Annotated in this window: 18 protein-coding genes and 1 other RNA gene; 6 read left to right on the top strand and 13 right to left on the bottom strand. The window is 65.5% G+C overall.

What is annotated here, in order from left to right:
• Positions 1-39 precede the first annotated feature (39 nt).
• The 4 genes from dapF (at position 40) to ispZ (ending at position 3,907) form a co-directional block, all read left to right on the top strand.
• Positions 40-852, top strand: coding sequence for a diaminopimelate epimerase (gene dapF / locus PMI04_RS05345; protein WP_007713865.1), 813 nt, complete (start codon positions 40-42; stop codon positions 850-852).
• A gap of 102 nt (positions 853-954) precedes the next feature.
• Positions 955-2,196 (top strand): tRNA (N(6)-L-threonylcarbamoyladenosine(37)-C(2))-methylthiotransferase MtaB, encoded by a 1,242-nt coding sequence (mtaB, locus tag PMI04_RS05340; protein WP_007713868.1) that lies wholly within the window; start codon positions 955-957, stop codon positions 2,194-2,196.
• Positions 2,196-3,134 carry a signal recognition particle-docking protein FtsY gene (ftsY, locus tag PMI04_RS05335; RefSeq protein WP_007713870.1) on the top strand — a complete coding sequence of 313 codons (939 nt, stop codon included), beginning with the start codon at positions 2,196-2,198 and terminating at the stop codon, positions 3,132-3,134. Before mtaB ends, ftsY begins: the two co-directional genes overlap by 1 nt.
• A gap of 104 nt (positions 3,135-3,238) precedes the next feature.
• On the top strand, positions 3,239-3,907 hold the full coding sequence (gene ispZ, locus PMI04_RS05330) for a septation protein IspZ (RefSeq protein WP_007713873.1): 669 nt from the start codon (positions 3,239-3,241) through the stop codon (positions 3,905-3,907).
• Between the two features lie 22 nt (positions 3,908-3,929).
• Here ispZ and rnk read toward each other — a convergent pair whose 3' ends face one another.
• A complete protein-coding gene (rnk, locus tag PMI04_RS05325) occupies positions 3,930-4,340 on the bottom strand; it encodes a nucleoside diphosphate kinase regulator (RefSeq protein ID WP_007713875.1) in 411 nt (136 codons plus the stop codon).
• A 420-nt stretch (positions 4,341-4,760) separates the two neighbouring features.
• Between rnk and PMI04_RS05320 the strand changes: the two genes are divergently transcribed.
• On the top strand, positions 4,761-5,375 hold the full coding sequence (locus PMI04_RS05320) for a superoxide dismutase (RefSeq protein WP_007713877.1): 615 nt from the start codon (positions 4,761-4,763) through the stop codon (positions 5,373-5,375).
• A gap of 128 nt (positions 5,376-5,503) precedes the next feature.
• Entirely contained in the window at positions 5,504-5,938 is a 435-nt protein-coding gene (locus PMI04_RS05315) for a hemerythrin domain-containing protein (protein ID WP_007713879.1), read from the top strand.
• Positions 5,939-5,945: 7 nt separating this feature from the next.
• Here the strand turns inward: PMI04_RS05315 and PMI04_RS05310 are convergent, their stop codons facing one another.
• The 12 genes from PMI04_RS05310 to PMI04_RS05255 all read right to left on the bottom strand — a co-directional run bounded on the left by PMI04_RS05310 (position 5,946) and on the right by PMI04_RS05255 (position 17,368).
• Positions 5,946-7,475: a methyl-accepting chemotaxis protein gene (locus tag PMI04_RS05310; RefSeq protein ID WP_007713881.1), complete on the bottom strand. Its 1,530-nt coding sequence runs from the start codon at positions 7,473-7,475 to the stop codon at positions 5,946-5,948.
• On the bottom strand, positions 7,475-7,756 hold the full coding sequence (locus PMI04_RS05305; protein WP_238535998.1) for a hypothetical protein: 282 nt from the start codon (positions 7,754-7,756) through the stop codon (positions 7,475-7,477). The genes PMI04_RS05310 and PMI04_RS05305 overlap by 1 nt, the downstream gene beginning before the upstream one ends.
• A 113-nt stretch (positions 7,757-7,869) precedes the next feature.
• Positions 7,870-8,220, bottom strand: coding sequence for a hypothetical protein (locus tag PMI04_RS05300; RefSeq protein WP_037487157.1), 351 nt, complete (start codon positions 8,218-8,220; stop codon positions 7,870-7,872).
• Complete coding sequence (locus PMI04_RS05295; protein ID WP_007713895.1) at positions 8,193-8,741, bottom strand: J domain-containing protein; 549 nt, start codon at positions 8,739-8,741, stop codon at positions 8,193-8,195. The genes PMI04_RS05300 and PMI04_RS05295 overlap by 28 nt, the downstream gene beginning before the upstream one ends.
• Positions 8,742-8,791: 50 nt before the next feature.
• Positions 8,792-10,768, bottom strand: a complete 1,977-nt coding sequence (locus PMI04_RS05290; protein WP_007713897.1) for a hypothetical protein — start codon at positions 10,766-10,768, stop codon at positions 8,792-8,794.
• 51 nt (positions 10,769-10,819) lie between these two features.
• Positions 10,820-11,215: RNase P RNA component class A (rnpB, locus tag PMI04_RS05285), an RNA gene on the bottom strand.
• Between the two features lie 29 nt (positions 11,216-11,244).
• Positions 11,245-11,943 (bottom strand): N-acetylmuramoyl-L-alanine amidase, encoded by a 699-nt coding sequence (locus tag PMI04_RS05280; protein ID WP_007713898.1) that lies wholly within the window; start codon positions 11,941-11,943, stop codon positions 11,245-11,247.
• 152 nt (positions 11,944-12,095) lie between these two features.
• Positions 12,096-12,968: a protein-glutamate O-methyltransferase CheR gene (locus PMI04_RS05275; protein WP_007713901.1), complete on the bottom strand. Its 873-nt coding sequence runs from the start codon at positions 12,966-12,968 to the stop codon at positions 12,096-12,098.
• A complete protein-coding gene (locus PMI04_RS05270) occupies positions 12,968-14,050 on the bottom strand; it encodes a chemotaxis protein CheB (protein WP_007713903.1) in 1,083 nt (360 codons plus the stop codon). The genes PMI04_RS05275 and PMI04_RS05270 overlap by 1 nt, the downstream gene beginning before the upstream one ends.
• 65 nt (positions 14,051-14,115) lie before the next feature.
• Positions 14,116-14,481, bottom strand: coding sequence for a response regulator (locus PMI04_RS05265; protein ID WP_007713904.1), 366 nt, complete (start codon positions 14,479-14,481; stop codon positions 14,116-14,118).
• An 84-nt stretch (positions 14,482-14,565) separates the two neighbouring features.
• Complete coding sequence (locus PMI04_RS05260) at positions 14,566-15,003, bottom strand: chemotaxis protein CheW (RefSeq protein WP_007713906.1); 438 nt, start codon at positions 15,001-15,003, stop codon at positions 14,566-14,568.
• A gap of 10 nt (positions 15,004-15,013) precedes the next feature.
• Complete coding sequence (locus tag PMI04_RS05255) at positions 15,014-17,368, bottom strand: chemotaxis protein CheW (protein ID WP_037487167.1); 2,355 nt, start codon at positions 17,366-17,368, stop codon at positions 15,014-15,016.
• Positions 17,369-17,421 lie beyond the last annotated feature (53 nt).

Here is a 17,421-nt window from a genome sequence, read left to right as displayed (position 1 = left end):
GTCTGGCCTTTTCGCCCCCGCCACACTAAATGCGGCGCCATGATGAGCCGCTTTTCCAAGATGCATGGTCTGGGCAATGATTTCGTCGTGATCGACGCGCGAAGTGCGCCGGTTGCGATGACGGAGGCGCGCGCCCGCGCCATTGCCGATCGCCATGCCGGCATCGGCTGCGACCAGCTGATCGTCATCGGCTCCCCGCAAGCGGGCGATCAGGCCGATGTGTCGATGCTGATCTTCAATTCCGACGGTTCGGAAGTGGAAGCCTGCGGCAATGCCACGCGCTGCGTGCCGCTGTTCGTCGGCAAGGACGTGCTGATCCGCACCAGGGCCGGGCTGCTCGGCGCGAAAAGCGTGGACGGCGGCGCCAGCGTGGACATGGGCGCGCCCCGCTTCGACTGGGACGCGATTCCGCTTGGCATGCCGATGGACACGCTCACCATGAGCGCGAGCTGGGAAGACCTGCCCGCGCCGGCCGCCGTCAATGTCGGCAACCCGCATGTGATCTTCTTCGTCGAGGATCTGGACGCGGTGGATTTCGAGCGCCTCGGCCCGCTGATCGAGCATGACCCGCTCTTCCCCGCCCGCGTGAACGTCAATTTCGCGCAAGTCGTCGGCCCGCAACATCTGCGCCTGATCGTCTGGGAACGGGGCGCCGGCCTCACCCGCGCCTGCGGCACCGGCGCCTGCGCCACCGCCGTCGCGGCAATCCGCCGCAAGCTGATGGTCGGCCCGGTGACGGTCAGCCTGCCGGGCGGCGACCTGGAGATCGACTGGGCACCGGGCGGTACGATCCGCATGACCGGCCCCGCCACCCATGTGTTCGACGGCGAGGCGGACTGGGACCGCTTCTGACATGGCCCCCATTCTCATCGTCATTGCGAGCGCAGCGAAGCAATCCACCGCGCTGACGTGGATTGCTTCGCTGCGCTCGCAATGACGGGGGGCAAGATATCGATGCCCGGTCCCGATATCATCACCCTGGGCTGCCGGCTCAACATCGCGGAGAGCGAAGCGATCCGGGAGATGACCGGCGCGCAGGACGACCTGATCGTCGTCAATAGCTGCGCCGTGACGGCCGAGGCCGTGCGCCAGACCCGGCAGGCGATCCGCCGCGCCAGACGAGACCGCCCCGACGCCCGCATCCTCGTCACCGGCTGCGCTGCCCAGACCGAACCCCAGACCTTCGCCGCCATGGCGGAAGTGGACGGCGTGATCGGCAATCGCGAGAAGCTGGAGGCCGCCGCCTTCGCCCCGGTGGCGGACAAGGTCAACGTCTCCGACATCATGGCCGTGCGGGACACCGCGCCGCACATGGCCAGCGCCTTTGCCGAACATGCCCGCGCCTTTCTGGAGGTGCAGAATGGCTGCGACCATCGCTGCACCTTCTGCATCATCCCCTATGGCCGGGGGAACAGCCGCTCCGTCCCCGCCGGCGCGGTGATCGACAAGGCGAAGCAACTGGTCGATGCGGGCTATGGCGAGATCGTGCTGACCGGCGTCGACGTCACCAGCTATGGCCCCGACCTGCCCGGCAGCCCCTCCCTCGGCCAGCTTGTCGAACGGCTGCTGCGCCATGTCCCGGACCTGCCCCGGCTGCGCCTCTCCTCGATCGACAGTGTCGAGATTGACGAGCGGCTGTTCGACCTCATCGCCCATGAGCCGCGCATGATGCCGCATCTGCATCTCTCGCTACAGGCCGGCGACGACATGATCCTGAAACGCATGAAGCGCCGCCATGCCCGCGCCGACGCCGTCCGCATCGTCGAGCGGGTGAAGGCCGCCCGGCCGGACATCAGCATCGGCGCCGACATCATCGCCGGCTTCCCGACCGAGGATGATGCGATGTTCGCCAACAGCCTGGCGCTGGTCGCCGATTGCGACATCGTCCATGGCCATATCTTCCCCTATTCGCCGCGCACCGGCACGCCCGCCGCGCGCATGCCCCAGCTGGATCGCGCCACCATCAAGGCGCGCGCCGCCCTGCTGCGCGACGCCTGCACGGCGCAGCGCGACGCCTGGCTCGCCCGCCTGGTCGGCACCCGTCAGTCGGTGCTGGTCGAACGCAATGGCCTGTCGGGCCATGCGGAAAATTTCGCGCCGGTGCGCTTCACCACGCCCCAGCCCCCCTCCACGATCGTCGCGGCCCGCATCAGCGGCCTTGAGAATGGCGCGCTGATCGCGCAAGAGGCGCAATAATGACTGACACCGGCACCAGCTGGCGCGACCGCCTCTTCGGCGGCCTCAAGCGCACATCCGACAAGCTCGGCGAGAATCTGACCGGCCTCTTCACCAAGGCCGCGCTCGACGACCAGACCCTCGACGAGATCGAGGAAGCCCTGATCATGTCCGATCTCGGCCCGGCCATGGCCGGCCGGGTGCGCGATCGCCTGGCCGAGGGACGCTACAACAAGGAACTGACCGAGGAATATCTGCGCGAGATCATCGCGGAGGAGATCGAGAAGGTGCTGGCCCCGGTCGCGCGCCCGCTCGAGATCGAAGCCTTTCCGCGTCCGCAGGTGATCCTGGTGATCGGCGTCAACGGTTCGGGCAAGACCACCACCATCGCCAAGCTCGCCAATAATTTCCTGGAACAGGATTATGGCGTGATGCTGGCGGCGGGCGACACCTTCCGCGCAGCCGCCATCGGCCAATTGAAGGTCTGGGCCGATCGGCTGGGCGTGCCGATCGTCGCCGGCAAGGAAGGCGGCGACGCGGCGGGCATCGTGTTCGACGCGGTCAAGCAGGCGACGGCAACCGGCATCGACGTGCTGATCGTCGACACCGCCGGCCGCCTGCAGAACAAGACCGAACTGATGGACGAACTGGCCAAGGTGCGCCGCGTGCTCGGCCGATTGAACCCGGCCGCCCCGCACGACGTTGTCCTGGTCCTCGATGCCACCACGGGACAAAATGCGTTGAACCAGATCGAAGTGTTCAAGGAAACCGCCCAGGTCACCGGCCTGGTCATGACCAAGCTGGACGGCACCGCGCGCGGCGGCGTGCTGGTCGCGGCGGCGGAGAAATTCCGCCTGCCGATCCACGCCATCGGCGTGGGCGAAAAGATCGAGGATCTGCGCCCCTTCGATGCCGGCGACATGGCACGCGCGATTGCGGGGACGGCCTATGCCCGCTGACGCCCCCTTTTTCGTCACCCCAGCGAAGGCTGGGGTCTCTCTTCCTTCCTGATCTCATTGAGAAAGTGAGATGCCGGCCTTCGCTGGCATGACGGAGTAGATTTATGGCTGACACCAAGCCTTCCAAACCCGCCGCAAAGCCCGCCCATGGCGGCACGCTCAGCCTGGCGCTCGATTTCGGGCCGCTGCTGGTCTTCTTCCTGACCTATAAGGGCGCTGGCTGGTTCTGGGGGGCGGGCAACCCGATCACGGCCATGACCTTCAGCACCGCCGCCTTCATGGTGTCGATCGTCATCGCCGTCATCATCTCGAAGGTGAAGCTCGGCCGGGTCTCGCCGATGCTATGGCTCTCGGCGCTGCTGATCCTCTTCTTCGGCGGCCTCACCATCTATTTCCACGACCAGCGCTTCATCCAGACCAAGCCGACCATCATCTATGCCTTTTTCGCGCTGATGCTGTTCGCCGGCCTGCTGCGTGGCAAGCCGCTGCTCAAATATCTGCTCCAGGCCGCCTATGACGGGCTGTCTGAAGAAGGCTGGATGAAGCTCTCGCGCAACTGGGCGCTGTTCTTCGTCGCGATGGCGGTCGCCAACGAAGTCATGCGACGGACGATGAGCTTCGACACCTGGCTCGCGGTCAAGGTCTGGGGCGTGACCATCGTCTCGGTCGTCTTCGCGGGCGCCAACATCCCGATGCTGCTGCGCCACGGCCTGACCCTGGGCGAGGAACCGGCCGCCGACGAAATCGGCGAAACCACCCCGCCACAGGGCTGACCGGCCCCGCTTTTGAGGTGGTTCAGGCTTCCGCCTGAACCACCTCGTCCACCATGATGTCGCGCAGATGGCCGTCGCGGTCCGGCCACAATATCGCGTTGCCCGCCCGCATCCCGATCAGCGCGGCGCCGACCGGCGTCAGGATCGATATCCGGCCCAGCGCCACGTCAGCATGGCTGGGATAGACCAGTTCCACCCGGCGCGGCACGCCGCGCACGCCATCGCGATAGCGGATGATCGATCCCATCGCCGCCACATCCTCCGGCAATTCCGCCCGGCTGCACAATTGCGCCCGTCCGACCTCCTCCAGCAACAGCTGGCTGACGTCCGGGAAGCGGTCGCGCGCCGCCCAGGCAAGGTCGGAAATCATGTCGGCTTCGGATTCGACGATATGGATCGGCGGCACGGCCGCCCAATTTTGTTGCAGGCTCATGGGAAAACTTCCTGATAGGGGTGCGCGCCCGGTCCTCGGACGCAAAGCGTCAAGAAGGGTGCCCCGGACCTGCCGGCAGCGTGCCTGTCAGGTCCGGGGCGGATCGCCCGCGAGAAGCTGTCCCCCATGATGGCGGAAGCGCGCAAAGATGGTCCCGAATGGCATGGCGGCAATCATGTTCGGCGCCGGTCGGCCTGTCAAGCAAGGCACCGCGCGCACGCCCCGACCATTGTTGCCCGAAAGCCCCGCCAAGCCCCTGTTTCTGCGATCGTTTCGCAATAGGCACATATTGGTTTTCTTGGGCGTTGGGTGCGCATATGGGAAGCGTCGGAGGCGTCAACGCCCCGCCCGGACCATAGAATCAACCGGCCGCGCCAGCCATTGCCCGGCCGCCCCATAACGAACCCGAGGAGTTCCGCCATGGCCTTTGTTCTGCCCGACCTTCCCTATGCCAAGGACGCCTTTGGCGACATCCTGTCGGTCGAAACCTTCGACTTCCACCACGGCAAGCATCACAATGCCTATGTCGTGAAGGCCAATGAACTGGTCGCCGCCGACGAAAGCCTGCAGGGCAAGTCGCTGGTCGAGCTGATCAAGTCGTCGAAGGGCGGCCTGTTCAACCAGGTCGGCCAGATCTGGAACCACACCTTCTACTGGAACTCGCTGTCGCCGGTGAAGACCGCCCCGACCGGCGAACTGCTCGCCAAGATCGAGGAAGCCTTTGGTTCGGTCGACGCGCTGATCGAGAAGCTCAAGGCAGAGGCCGTCGGCCACTTCGCCAGCGGCTGGGCCGCGCTGATCCTGAAGGACGGCAAGCTGGAAGTGACCAGCTATCATGACGCCGACACCCCGGTCGCGCATGAAGGCCACGCCCCGCTGCTGATCCTCGATGTGTGGGAACATGCCTATTATATCGACTATCGCAACCTGCGCCCGGCCTATGCCGAAAAGCTGCTGAAGGAAGCGATCAACTGGGATTTCGCTGCCCTCAACCTTGATGGCGAAGGCGCCAGCCGCGCCGACCAGCCGGCCTGATCCTGAAGATACCGCCCGGCCTTTCCCTAGCGTCGGGCGGTATCCTTTTCATGTTTTCTCTCAAAGCCCCGACAATCCTTTCTTAACGCGCACGGCCTCACAGTCGGCGCGGGATGCGAGGATGAAACATGAATATCAGCGAATTGCGCGAGCAACATGAGGAGATCGGCCAGATCGCGGCACAGCTGCGCCAGGCGATAGCCGATCCGGAAAAAAGCCAGGCGGTCAGCGCCCTGCGATGGCAGCTCGCCCGCAAGCTGATGGCCCATCTGGCGCTTGAGGACCGCATCCTCTACCCCGCCATGCAACGCCTGCCCGACGAACGGGTCCGCCTGACCGCCGCCCGGATCCAGGCCGAAATCGGCAGCCTGGCGGAAAGCTTCGCCCATTATATGTCCGCCTGGAGCGACGAACGGATCAGCCGGGAATGGCGCAGCTTCTGCACCGAAACCCTGCATATCCTGAACGCGCTGACCCAGCGTATCGACCGCGAGGACAATATTCTCTATCCGCTGGCCAGCGCCGAACAGCAACCCGGAACGCCGGTCGCCCGCGCCGGTTGACCGCCGGTCAGGCCGCCTCCAGCTGGGCCACGAACAGGTCGGTTGCCCGCTGCAGCTCCTGGGCCGTGCGCGACAGGCCGGTCGCCGCGCTGGACACCCGTCCCGACAGGTTTTCGGTGCTGCGCGCCACATCGGCGACATTGGCCATCTTTTCCGCCATATGGTTGGCGTCACGGGCGGTGTCCCGCGCCGACTGGCCGATGGCGGCGGTCGCGTCGCGCTGGTCGGCCACCGCCAGCTGGATCGCATGAGCGGCACGGGCCAGTTCCTCGACGCTACCGGCCACCTCGGACAGGGCCTCCTGCGCCACGCCCGCGCCCTGGCGGGCCGCCCAGGCCAGCGACTGTATCTCGCCGGTCGCACTCGCCGTCTGGTTTGCCAGTTGCTTCACTTCGCCCGCGACGACGGCAAAGCCGCGCCCCACATCCCCGGCCCGGGCCGCTTCGATGGTGGCGTTGAGCGCGAGCAAATTGGTACGGGCGGCGATTTCGGTGATCGAATCGGCAAAGCTGGTGATCGACGAGGTACGGCCTTCCAACTGCTGCACCGCCTCATGCCCGGCGGCCGACACCCGCTGCGCCTCGCCACCAAGGCTGGCCTGCTGGCCGGCGGCGGCGGCAATGGCGCTGATCGATTCGGACAATTGCTCGATCCGGCGCGCCAGCACGGCCGCGCTGGCGGACGACTGCCCGGCCGCGGCCATGGTTTCGCCCGTGCCAAGGCTGGCGTTACGGGCAAGGTCGTTCAGCAATACCGCCGATTCTTCCAGTTCGGTGGTCGCGGCCGATACCGCGCCGACGATGCCGGCAACCGACTGACGGAATGCCCCGACAAGCGCCAGCGTCTCGGCCCGGCGTTCCCGCATCATGCGGCCCTTTTCCAGCTCGCGTTCGGTGCGCAACTGGCTTTCGCGCGCATCGGCCTGACGCTGCGCATCCATCGCCGATTCAGCGACGCCACGCCCCGCCTCCGCCTCGCGCGCCAGCCGGGCGACATCCGCGACATGCGCATCCTGCCCCAGCAGCAAGGCCTGCAGCTTGATGCTGAGATAGGCCAGGATCGTGCCTTGCAGGACCACCGCAACACCATGGACGATCACACGGCCAATTTCGGCCTGACCGGAAAAGACCCAGTTGGGCGCGACATAGGTCAGCACCAGATGATGCACCGCGATCAGCGCCGCGGCGAGCAGGATTGGGCGCCAGTCATAGAGAACCGTCAGCGCGGCCAGCGCGACGAAGAAATACATGTGCGCGTCCATCTGCCACACATGGCCGCTGAGCAGGAACAGCGTGATCGCCGGCTGCAACGCCGCCAGCGTCCCCATGACCAGGCGTACTTCCAGGTCGTTGCGCCGGCGCATCACCATCCAGGTTGGCAGGATATTGGCCAGTGCCGACAGCAGCAGGGCGGGTGCGGCCCGCTCATTGCCCATCAGCATGCCGCCCATGCCGATCAGCACCGTCCATATCAGGCTGGCCAGCAACAGGATGCGCAAGCCATGCAGGCGCAGGCGATCAAGGCTCTGCATCGCCATCAGACGACTCCTTCCACTGTTTCGCCACACGCACCGGCAAAGGCGCGTACCGGCAATATCCCCCTGCGCAGCAAGGGCACGGCCAATTGGTCCCGCCGCCCTTCGACGACCAGCGAACCGGCGATGCGGCCGCTGGCGACCAGACGCGCGCCGTGCGCGACCGCAGCCGGCACCAGTTCCGTCCGGGCGTGTGGCGTCATCGGGATCAGCAACATGCGCCCGCTGGCGGGCGGCTCTCCGTAGAGCAGGCCCAGACCGACCAGCACGAGCGAAAGCTGCATGCCCAAAATCACGCCACGCGCAGAGAAAAGCCAGGTCCGCATGGCGTCCGAGCTAGGCAGATTTGGTAAGGATAGCTTTAATGACGACGCATAAATTACGCAAAATGCGCAAATCAATCGATTGAAGCCCGATCCGCCAGCGGCAACAGCCCCAGTTGCCCGGCCAATAGATCCAGATCGGCACCCGCCCGCACCAGCAACCAGTCGCGGCTGTCGGCACCATTCACCACGGTCACTGCCCCTTTGGGGCAGACGCCCAGGCAATTGACCTCGACAATGCCGGCCGCCGCCTTACGCCCCTTCTTCAACGCCAGATGCCGGCGTAACGCCTTGGACAGCCGCTCGTCGCCGCCCGGACCGAAACCGCCATCCAGCTTCTTGGAGCATTTGCGGCATACCAGCACGGCATTATGCCAGTTGGACCGGACATGGTCCTTCAATCCGTCGCTCCCCGCGGCTTCCACGTCCGCCGCTCTTCGGCGGCACGCAGCACCTCATACGCCGCCTGGATCGTCTGGAACTGCACCGCTGCCTCGGCATCGCCCGGTTTCACGTCGGGATGATATTCCTTGGCCAGGCTGCGCCAGCTCTTGCGAACCGCCTCGAAATCCGCGTCATCCTCCAGGCCCAGCGCCTGCAATGCGTGCATCTCGTCGCGCGACCGGCTGCCGTCGCCGGGACCGCCCCAGCCATGATGGGCGCTGGATTGATAACCGCCGGCATCACGCCGCTCGGTGCGCTCCCGCTCGGCCCGTTCTTCCTCGTCCAGGCCCTGAAAATAGTCCCAGTTGCGGTTATATTCGGCAGCATGCTCGCTGCAGAAATACCAGCGGTCGCGGCTATTGGGCGATTTGGGCGCGGGGCAATTGCCCGGCTGGTCACAGCCAAAGCGGTCGCAAATGCGCACGCGCTGCGCTTCCCGCGTCGCACCATAGGCACGCCAGCGGGGAAAACCCCAGTCATTGGATCGGCTCTGTCTTGCCATCCCCCCAAATTAGGCAAGGCGCGGCCAGAAAGCCAGCCCCGACGCCCGTTTTAACGGCGGAACACGACGCTTTGCGTACTCCCGCCACAGCCCAGTCCGCCATCGGGCCGATAGCTTTGCTCATATTTGGCGCGGGTCAGGATCTTGGTACCGTTCGTGCCGAAAATCATCGGCGGATAGGTGATGACCGCCCGCTGGTTGCGCGTCGTGCCGTCCGCCGCGACATCAAACTGGACGCGGGTCCAACCTTCGACCCCAACCGAAACCATGTCGGTGGGATAGTCGGCCGACGACACCGGTGCGCGGCGCAGATTCGGCTTGGCGTCGACAATCGAACATTGCTGCGCCGACAGGCCCGTCGCGGCATAGTCCGTCCGGGCCGCGTCCAGATTCCCACTCGTCGCCTGCTGGCTGGCCCGGCGCACCAGGGCCGCCACGCGCATCGGATCGTCCACCGCCAGGGCGGAATCATTGATGACCCCGTTCAGCAGATCTTGCGCACCGGCCTTCTCCCGGGGCGCCAGGTCATCATAGGCCAGGATCGCATAGGTGGCACGTGCCTCCGGGTCCGCGCGATAATCGGCAGCGTCCAGTGCATAGGGCGTACCGATCCTGATGCGGATATCCAGCCGGTCGGCCGCATCATGGACCACCCGGTCGACCAACAGCAGCGCCATGGGCGGCGCACCTGCGGCGCGGACTGCCCGACGCAGCAACGGGCCATAGGTCTCGACATCCTCGCGCGCGGCCATCGGCCCGGCCAGCAGCGGCAGCAGCACCGGCACCAGTTCCAGCGCCTCGTCCCCCTTCTGCGCACGGATCGCCTCGGCCCGTTGCAGCAACAAGGCGCGCCGCCCGGTGACGGGCACATTCTCCAGCACGGGCGCCGGCACCTTCTTCGCGTCCAGCCAGTCGGCCAGCGCCTTGCCCGGGCCGGCCAGCATCGATGGGCCACCCTCGGCCATCGAACAGCGCAATTCCAGCCGCGTGACGAAACGGAACAACGGCGGAATATTCTTCACATCATCGGGACGCCAGGTCCATTCCCGCACGGCGCGGGCAAACACCAGCGCCATCGCCCCCGGCCGCGATCCATAGACCGGACGGGCATAGGCAATCGCTCCGCTGTCGGCGATGCCGAATTCGACCACCGCATAATCGTCAGGACGGACGTCCTCCTCGCCACAACGCGGCAAGGCCATGTCGGCCCCCTGGGTGAAATCCTGCTTGGGCAACCGGCCGGCACCGGTATAGACCAGATAGTTGCGCGCGGCATCACGATGCCCTGCCAGCATCGCCGCGATCGATGCGTCCGACCGTGTGACCAGATCATCATAGTCGACCCGCGTGGTCAGCCCGCCCTGCTGCTTCACCGCCTTGGCGAACAGCCGTTCCGCCACATCGAACTGCCCCAGATTGAGCAACGCACGGCCCCGGACCAGGTCGACCTGCGCCAAGGATTTGCGATCGAACAATTTGGGGTCCGACGCAGCGATCGCGCTGGCCTCGTCTGCGGCCCGCAACGCCTGCTGCGGGTCGATGAAGGTCGCGGCCTGGGCCTGGCCCAACAAGGATTGGACGCGCGCAGCAGGCCCCTGTGCCTCGCTGAGCGCCGTATCGAAATGCGCCAGTGCGCCCGCATAGTCGAGGTCGCCCAGCGCCGCCCGCCCCAGCGTGTAAGCAGCCTGCAGCCGGTCGACCGACAGGCTGGCATCATCCTTGGGAAGGGCCGGCGCCGCCAGTTTCAGCAGGGCGCGCGCCTCGTTCCAGCGCGACAGTTCGACCAGCACCATCGCCTTGCGCACGCGTATGATCGCCAGGCTGCGGGGGTTGCGTGCCGCGCGCCCTTCCAGCGTGGTCAGCAATTCCAGGGCATGGGGATAGTCCGCCGCTTCGGTCGCGCGCGCCGCTTCGTCGAACAATTGCTGGACCGGGACGGGCGCGGCCGGCGTTCCGTCCTGCATCGCATGGCCTGCAACGGGAAGGGCCGCCACCGCGATCGACAGAGCCAAGTGCCTGACACGCATAACCGAATCCCCCAAACAGACCGGCTATTGCGATAGTCTCGCAACAGGGGAAATACCAGAGGGTCTATAAGCCGGGTTTTGTCCACCCCGAAGGGTTAGGCGACCATTCCTCTAGGGACCGGATTGCTCCGGCCCTCAAGCAACCAACCCGGGCGGTCTCAGCCGAAATCAGCCTAGCAGACAAGCTGCGCGCCGCCCCTATTCGGTCTTGCTCCCGGTGGGGTTTACCGTGCCGTCTTGCGTTGCCGCAGACGCGGTGCGCTCTTACCGCACCCTTTCAATTTCGCCCGCCCGAAGGCTTAGTCCGAAGACTGGGCGACCTGCTTTCTGTTGCACTGTCCCTTGGATCACTCCAGCCGGCCGTTAGCCGGCACCGTCATTTCGTGGAGCCCGGACTTTCCTCGCCGTGGCAGTTACCCGCCACGCCGCGGTCGCCCGACCCTCTGGTGGGCACGCCTATACACAGGTCGAACCGGTCAGTCATCCCCTGTCGGCTTGGGCAGCAGCAATGCCAGCAGGATCGCCCGGCACTCGCCATCGACGATGCCGTCGATCAGTTCGGGGCGAAACCGGCGCTGGAACGCGACCACCGCCGGCTGCGGTTCGGCGATGTCATAGCCGAACCGTTCGAGCGCCAGCATGAAGCCGCTGTCGGTCCAATGCGGGTCCATCAGATTTTTGGTCGGACGCGGCAACGCCAGTCGCAGACGGGCGAGTTGGCCCCAGGGGAACAGCTCACCCGGATCCTGCTTGCGTGCAGGGGCGATGTCGCTGTGGCCGACGATATTGCCGCGGGTGATGCGATGCCGCTGGACGATGTCGTGGATCAGCGGGATCAGGCTGCCCATCTGCGCCTCGGGGAAAGGACGATAGCCCCATTCATGCCCGGGATTGACGATCTCGATGCCGATGCTGGCGGAATTGACATCGTCGATCCCCCGCCAGTGCGACCGGCCGGCATGCCAGGCCCGCTTGTCCTCGCCGACCATGCGGATGATCTGGCCATCCTCGGTCACGACATAATGGGCCGACACCTTGGATTCGGGATTGGCCAGCCAGTTGATGGCGCTAGCCGCGTCCGGCATGCCGGTATAGTGCAGCACCAGCATGGTGACAGGCAGGCTGCGCTCGTCGAAATTGGGTGACGGCGTTTCGATCATGGGAATGTCGGTCATCGGGAAAGGCCAGTCACCAAAAGCTTTCTAGTCTCGCGCCCTTTTCCGGCCCCGGTCGCGGCGCAAAACCGCCATGTCGGGACAATGGCCGAGACCGGCGGATCAATCAAGCTTGGTGAAGGCCCCTGCCCGCCGACAGGCGGGGATTGCGGTCAACCCGTGCGACGCATCGGCCCGCCGGCGCCCACCGGCATCGTCCCCTTGCGCGCATAGCTGCCCCGGAATTCGGGATGCGGCATGAAATCCTCGCTCTGGCCGATCACGGTTTCGCCCGCCCCCAGCATCAGGATCGAGCGTTCATGGCTATGCCGTGCCAGCAGGTTGAACACCTCCTGCCGCCGCTCCGGCGAAAAATAGAGCAGGACATTGCGGCACAGCAGCAGATCATATTGACCATGGGGCACATGGGAATCGAACAGATTGTCCTGCCGAAAATCGATCATGCGCCGCAGGTCGGGACTGGCACGCCAGTCGTCGCCCGCAGGCTCGAACCATTTGATGAGGTCGCCGATAGGCAAGCCGCGCTGCACGTCCATTTGGGTGAAGATGCCCGTCTTGGCCTGGTCGATCGCGGACGTGGAAATATCCGTCGCCAATATCTCGATCCGCCAGCCGCTCCAGCGCGCCAGATCATTGCTCAGGCGGATCGCCAGCGAATAGGCTTCCTGCCCGGTGGAGCAGCCCGCACTCCATATCCGCAGCGTCCGGTCATCGCGTTCGGCCTGAATGCGCGGCAGGATCTGCCGATGGATCATGTCGAACATCTGCAGGTCGCGGAAGAAACTGCTTTCATTGTTGAGCAGTGCGTTGACGACATCTTCGTCCAGCCGCGGATCGCGGCTGCGCACCAGCTTGCCCGCCAGTTCATCGATATCCTTGAAGCCATGGTCGCGCAGCACCGGCTTGAGCGCCGTTTCCATGCGCCAGGCGCGACCTTCGGACAGCACCTGACCCGTCCGGGATTCGAGCAGCCCCGACAGGATGCGGGCCGCCCCGGAGGCAATCCGGGCAGGAGGTAATGCCATCAGCCGTTCACCTTTCCGCGTCGCGCGACAAAATCCATGATCGCATGGGGTTCGACCAGGCCGCAGGTCAGGCCCGCGCTGGCGACCGATCCCGGCATCCCCCACACGACGCTGCTCGCCTCATCCTGCGCCACGATCCAGCCGCCTGCCGCCACGATGTCGCGGGCACCCAATGTGCCGTCGCGCCCCATGCCGGTCAGCACGACGCCTGCGGCACCGGCGCCAAAGACTTCGGCCATGGCGGAGAACATCGGGTCGACGCCGGGCAGATTGCCCGACGGCGTCCGTTCGGGATCCAGCACGATCGATACCCGCCCCCGCAGGCCGCGACGCAGGCGCACACTGGCATCGCCAGGCGCAACGAACACCGTATCAGGCACCAGCAGATCGCCGCTTTCCGCCACCTTGACGCGCAGGCTGGTCATCCGTGCCAATTGCTGCGCGAAATAACCGGTAAAGCTGACGGGCAGGTGCTGCGTCAGCAATATGGGTACGCCCAAGGGGGCGGACAGGCCATTGAAAAGCTGGCTGAGCGCATGAATGCCGCCGGTCGAAGCACCAATGCCCAGGCAGGCGAGCGGCTCGATCGCCTGGGGCACGGGCGCGTCGCATGACGGGCGTGGCGGTGGCATCACCGGGGCATCGCTGCCAAAAAGCCGGTTGAGCCGTTCGATCAGGGCCTGGGGAAACTGATCGCCGAAACTGCCGCTGCCCGGCTTGGACACGATGTCGCGCGCGCCCAAGGCCAGTGCCTCGATCGCGGCGGCACTCCCTTCCTCGCAGCGCGCGGACAGAATGGCGACCTTCGCGTATGGATTGGCCTTGAGGATCGCCGGCAGCGCGGCAAGACCGCTCTGCCCGGGCAGCTCGATATCCAGCAGCACCAGGTCGACGGCATGGCCGGCCAGATATTCGAGGGCATTTTCCGCGCTGTTGGTCTTGTGCACCACCGTGAAGGCGGGGTCGCTGTTCAGGATGCGTTCGATAACGGTACGCACCACCACGGAATCATCCACCACCAGCGTACGCACCGATAGGGTGTCGCTCCTGTGGCTGGCCATGGTCGGCACGATGGCGGTCATTGAAGGCTTTCTGCGCGAACGGACTGGGAAATGGCGGATGGCGCCCCGACGGGGACGGGCGTGGCCTAGATGACCCCGACGATCGCCAGCTTGCTTTCCAGCGTTTCGCGATCGAAAGGCTTCATGACATATTCGTCGGCACCCGCTTCGACAGCGGCCTTGATATGGCCGATCCCGTTTTCGGTGGTGCAGAAAATGATCTTGGGACGCGCGGCAAGCTTCGCGGTCGATAGCGCCTGGAGGAACTCCATGCCGGTCATGACCGGCATGTTCCAGTCCAGCAGCACGACGTCGGGCAGCGATGTTTCGCACTGGGTCAGGGCATCCTGCCCATCCACCGCCTCGCTGACGGTCAGGTCCAGCGATTCCAATATATGGCGCGCGACTTTGCGGATGACCTTGGAATCATCGACGACCAGGCAGTTCTTCATGAAGCGTCCCTTTGATTTTTACGTGCCGGGTGCACAGGCCTAAATGGCAAAGCCGAGGAAATGGTAAACGACACGGCGAGTTGATCAGGCCGCCTGGGCCAAAGCACCGGCTTCGATGAAGCCGGCCAGCGACACGAGCAGATAGGGTTGCGCGTCATGCTCGACGATGCCCCTTGCAAATGGTGCCCAGGCGGCATCGATCTGACCGCGGAGCGGCAATTCACCCTCCGGGACATGGCAGATGTCCGACACGGCATCGACCATCAGGCCATAGCTGTGCCCGCTGATATCGGCGATGATCGCCAGGCCGCGACGGTCCACCGGGGTCGCCGCGCCATGGATCAGCGCCGCGACGTCGATGATGGTGAGGACGCGACTGCGCAGTGCGGACAGGCCCGCGACATGGGCGCCCATGCCCGGTACGGGCGAGATATCGGTCAGCTTGACCACGGCCTCCACCTCCCCGGTATCGACCGCGATCCGCGTACCCGCGAGCGTCGCCAGCAAATAGAGCTGATCCATGCCTGTTCCCCTATGCCCGCGCGCTGCCAAGGGCAGCCATCAGCGCGTCCTGATCATACCGATAGATGCTGGCATCCTGCGGCCCCTGCGATCGCGGGGTCGCACGCAGATGAACGACCCGGCATCCCATGATTTCAGCCGCCTGGACCGCATCCACACCCGTGCATAACACGATGTCCTGCACATCGACGGCTTCGCCCGGCAGACCCAGCACGACCTCATGACCGGCCTGCCGCAACAACGGCGCCAGAATCTCGCGCGTCCAGCCATCGTCGCTGTCGGCCAGCAGGCAGCGTCCGCGCATGCGCGGGGCAATGGGCTCTTGCGGCAAGGCGGCGAAGAGGGCGAAGGGGTTGACCACTTCCAGATGCTCGCCATCGACCACGGCGACGCCGCTCAGCATGCCGTGCATGGCGACCATGTCCGGTACCAGCGGCATCTGCACGATATCCAGCACCGCCGCGACCGGATAACATGTCTCCTGCTGGCCATCACGCAGCCGCAGCGCACAGACCTTGTCCTGCTCGAAACTGTGAAGACCATTGGCAACCGGGATCAGGCGGCCGTCCAGCCTGACGAACGCCTGGCCGCCCGAACGACCGAACAGGCCCGCGTCGATATCCTCGACCCGTTCGATCAGGGACAGGCGCAGCAGCCGCCGCTGACCCGACAATTCCTCGAAACGCAGCGCCGCCACCATTTCCACGCCGGCATCCGCATCGGCGGTGTCATCCTGGATTCGGCTGGCACGATCATCGATGATGTTGGGCAGGCGCGCGGCATTGGCCAGGCCGGCAGCGTCGAGCAGCAGCATCGGCTTGCCGTTGTCGGGCAGGGTCATGCCCGCATAGACACCGCTCGCCATCACCAGCGGCGAAGCCGGCCGGATCACCAGTTCCTCATGATTTTCGACCGCCGACACGCCCATGGCATAGGGCACACCGGTCGCGGAACGCACCACCATGATCGCGCGTGGCCCCGCTTGCTCGGGCCTGGCCATGCCCAGCACATCTTCCAGTTCGATCATCGAATGGCGCACCGACCGGATCGTCGCGATCTTCGCGCCACCCACGTCGGCGATCTGCAGCATCTCGTTATTGTCGTGCAATATTTCCACCACCGCAGCGCGCGGAATGGCAAAGTGCAGGCCCCCAGCGCGGACGATGAGGCCGGGAATGATCGTCAGCGTCAACGGCACGCGCAGCGTGATGTGCAACCCCTTGCCCGGCCAGTTGTCGAGCGCGATCACCCCGCCTATCCGCTCGACATTGGCCCGCACCACATCCATGCCAACGCCGCGTCCGGACACGGCCGTCACCTTGGCGGCGGTGGAAAGACCGGGTTGGAAAATCAGGTCCAGCCGCTCCTGCTCGGTCAGGCGCGCAGCGGCATCGGGCTTCAGTCGCCCGGCCAGGATCGCCTTTTCGACCAGCCGCGCGGTATCGATGCCCGCGCCATCGTCGCTGATCTCGATCACGATCTGATTGCCCGACTGGCGCGCCTCCAATCGCAGTCGCCCTGCTTCAGGCTTGCCCAGTGCACGACGCCGTTCGGGCGTTTCGATGCCATGATCGATACTGTTGCGCACGATGTGGGTCAGCGGGTCGACGACCATCTCCACCATCTCGCGGTCCATTTCGACGTCGCCGCCTTCCAGGTCCAGGTCGATGCGCTTGCCAAGATCGCGGCTCAGGTCGCGAACCATGCGCGGCATCGCGGCAAACAACCGCTCGACCCGCTGCATGCGCGTCTTGGAAATCACGTCGCGCATGTCCGCGACACAGGTGGACAGCCGCTCGAACGCGCTGTCGAGTTCGGGATCGGCCGACCGATCGCGCAGCTTGCGCGACAGCTCATTGCGCGCCAGCACCATGTCCGACACGCCGTTCATCAACTGGTCGATCAGCGACAGTGGCAGGCGGATGGTCCGCAGCGCCTGTCCATGGCCCTGGCGCGCGACGGCGACGGGCGGGGCAACGGCCTCGACCGCGCCTTCCTCGCGCTGGCTGAGCGCGCCGATCAGATAATCGTCATTCTCGTTCGGCAACGCGGTGCCCATCGCGACCGCCTCCGCCAGTTCGCCGATCCGGTCCATGATCGCCAGAACCGCGCTGACGGTGGCAGGGTCGGCCTGCCGCTGCCCGGCACGGATGTCCGACAGAACATCCTCGGCCGCATGGCTCAGCCGCTCGAATCGCGGCAGATTGAGGAAGCCGCAGCTACCCTTCACCGTGTGAAAGAACCGGAAAATGGCATCCAGCCGCGTACTATCCCCGGGGTCAGCCTCCCAGGCGACGACTTCGCCGGCCAGCGCCTCCAGGGTTTCCTGCGTTTCGGATATGAATTCCTGAAGTAGATCGTCCATTCCCAGACCCTTGGCTGCGCGCAGCAGCACCATGGCGGGGCGTGGTTAAGGGG

The organism is Sphingobium sp. AP49, assembly GCF_000281715.2.
Taxonomy (GTDB): Bacteria; Pseudomonadota; Alphaproteobacteria; order Sphingomonadales; family Sphingomonadaceae; genus Sphingobium.
Note: the sequence above shows the minus strand (reverse complement) of the source record. Positions and strands in the feature narration are given on the sequence as shown.

Coding starts and splice junctions, on each gene's coding strand:
- dapF (WP_007713865.1), top strand. CDS start 40: ATGATGAGCCGCTTTTCCAAGATGCATGGTCTGGGCAATGATTTCGTC.
- mtaB (WP_007713868.1), top strand. CDS start 955: ATGCCCGGTCCCGATATCATCACCCTGGGCTGCCGGCTCAACATCGCG.
- ftsY (WP_007713870.1), top strand. CDS start 2,196: ATGACTGACACCGGCACCAGCTGGCGCGACCGCCTCTTCGGCGGCCTC.
- ispZ (WP_007713873.1), top strand. CDS start 3,239: ATGGCTGACACCAAGCCTTCCAAACCCGCCGCAAAGCCCGCCCATGGC.
- rnk (WP_007713875.1), bottom strand. CDS start 4,340: ATGAGCCTGCAACAAAATTGGGCGGCCGTGCCGCCGATCCATATCGTC.
- PMI04_RS05320 (WP_007713877.1), top strand. CDS start 4,761: ATGGCCTTTGTTCTGCCCGACCTTCCCTATGCCAAGGACGCCTTTGGC.
- PMI04_RS05315 (WP_007713879.1), top strand. CDS start 5,504: ATGAATATCAGCGAATTGCGCGAGCAACATGAGGAGATCGGCCAGATC.
- PMI04_RS05310 (WP_007713881.1), bottom strand. CDS start 7,475: ATGGCGATGCAGAGCCTTGATCGCCTGCGCCTGCATGGCTTGCGCATC.
- PMI04_RS05305 (WP_238535998.1), bottom strand. CDS start 7,756: ATGCAGCTTTCGCTCGTGCTGGTCGGTCTGGGCCTGCTCTACGGAGAG.
- PMI04_RS05295 (WP_007713895.1), bottom strand. CDS start 8,741: ATGGCAAGACAGAGCCGATCCAATGACTGGGGTTTTCCCCGCTGGCGT.
- PMI04_RS05290 (WP_007713897.1), bottom strand. CDS start 10,768: ATGCGTGTCAGGCACTTGGCTCTGTCGATCGCGGTGGCGGCCCTTCCC.
- PMI04_RS05280 (WP_007713898.1), bottom strand. CDS start 11,943: ATGACCGACATTCCCATGATCGAAACGCCGTCACCCAATTTCGACGAG.
- PMI04_RS05275 (WP_007713901.1), bottom strand. CDS start 12,968: ATGGCATTACCTCCTGCCCGGATTGCCTCCGGGGCGGCCCGCATCCTG.
- PMI04_RS05270 (WP_007713903.1), bottom strand. CDS start 14,050: ATGACCGCCATCGTGCCGACCATGGCCAGCCACAGGAGCGACACCCTA.
- PMI04_RS05265 (WP_007713904.1), bottom strand. CDS start 14,481: ATGAAGAACTGCCTGGTCGTCGATGATTCCAAGGTCATCCGCAAAGTC.
- PMI04_RS05260 (WP_007713906.1), bottom strand. CDS start 15,003: ATGGATCAGCTCTATTTGCTGGCGACGCTCGCGGGTACGCGGATCGCG.
- PMI04_RS05255 (WP_037487167.1), bottom strand. CDS start 17,368: ATGGACGATCTACTTCAGGAATTCATATCCGAAACGCAGGAAACCCTG.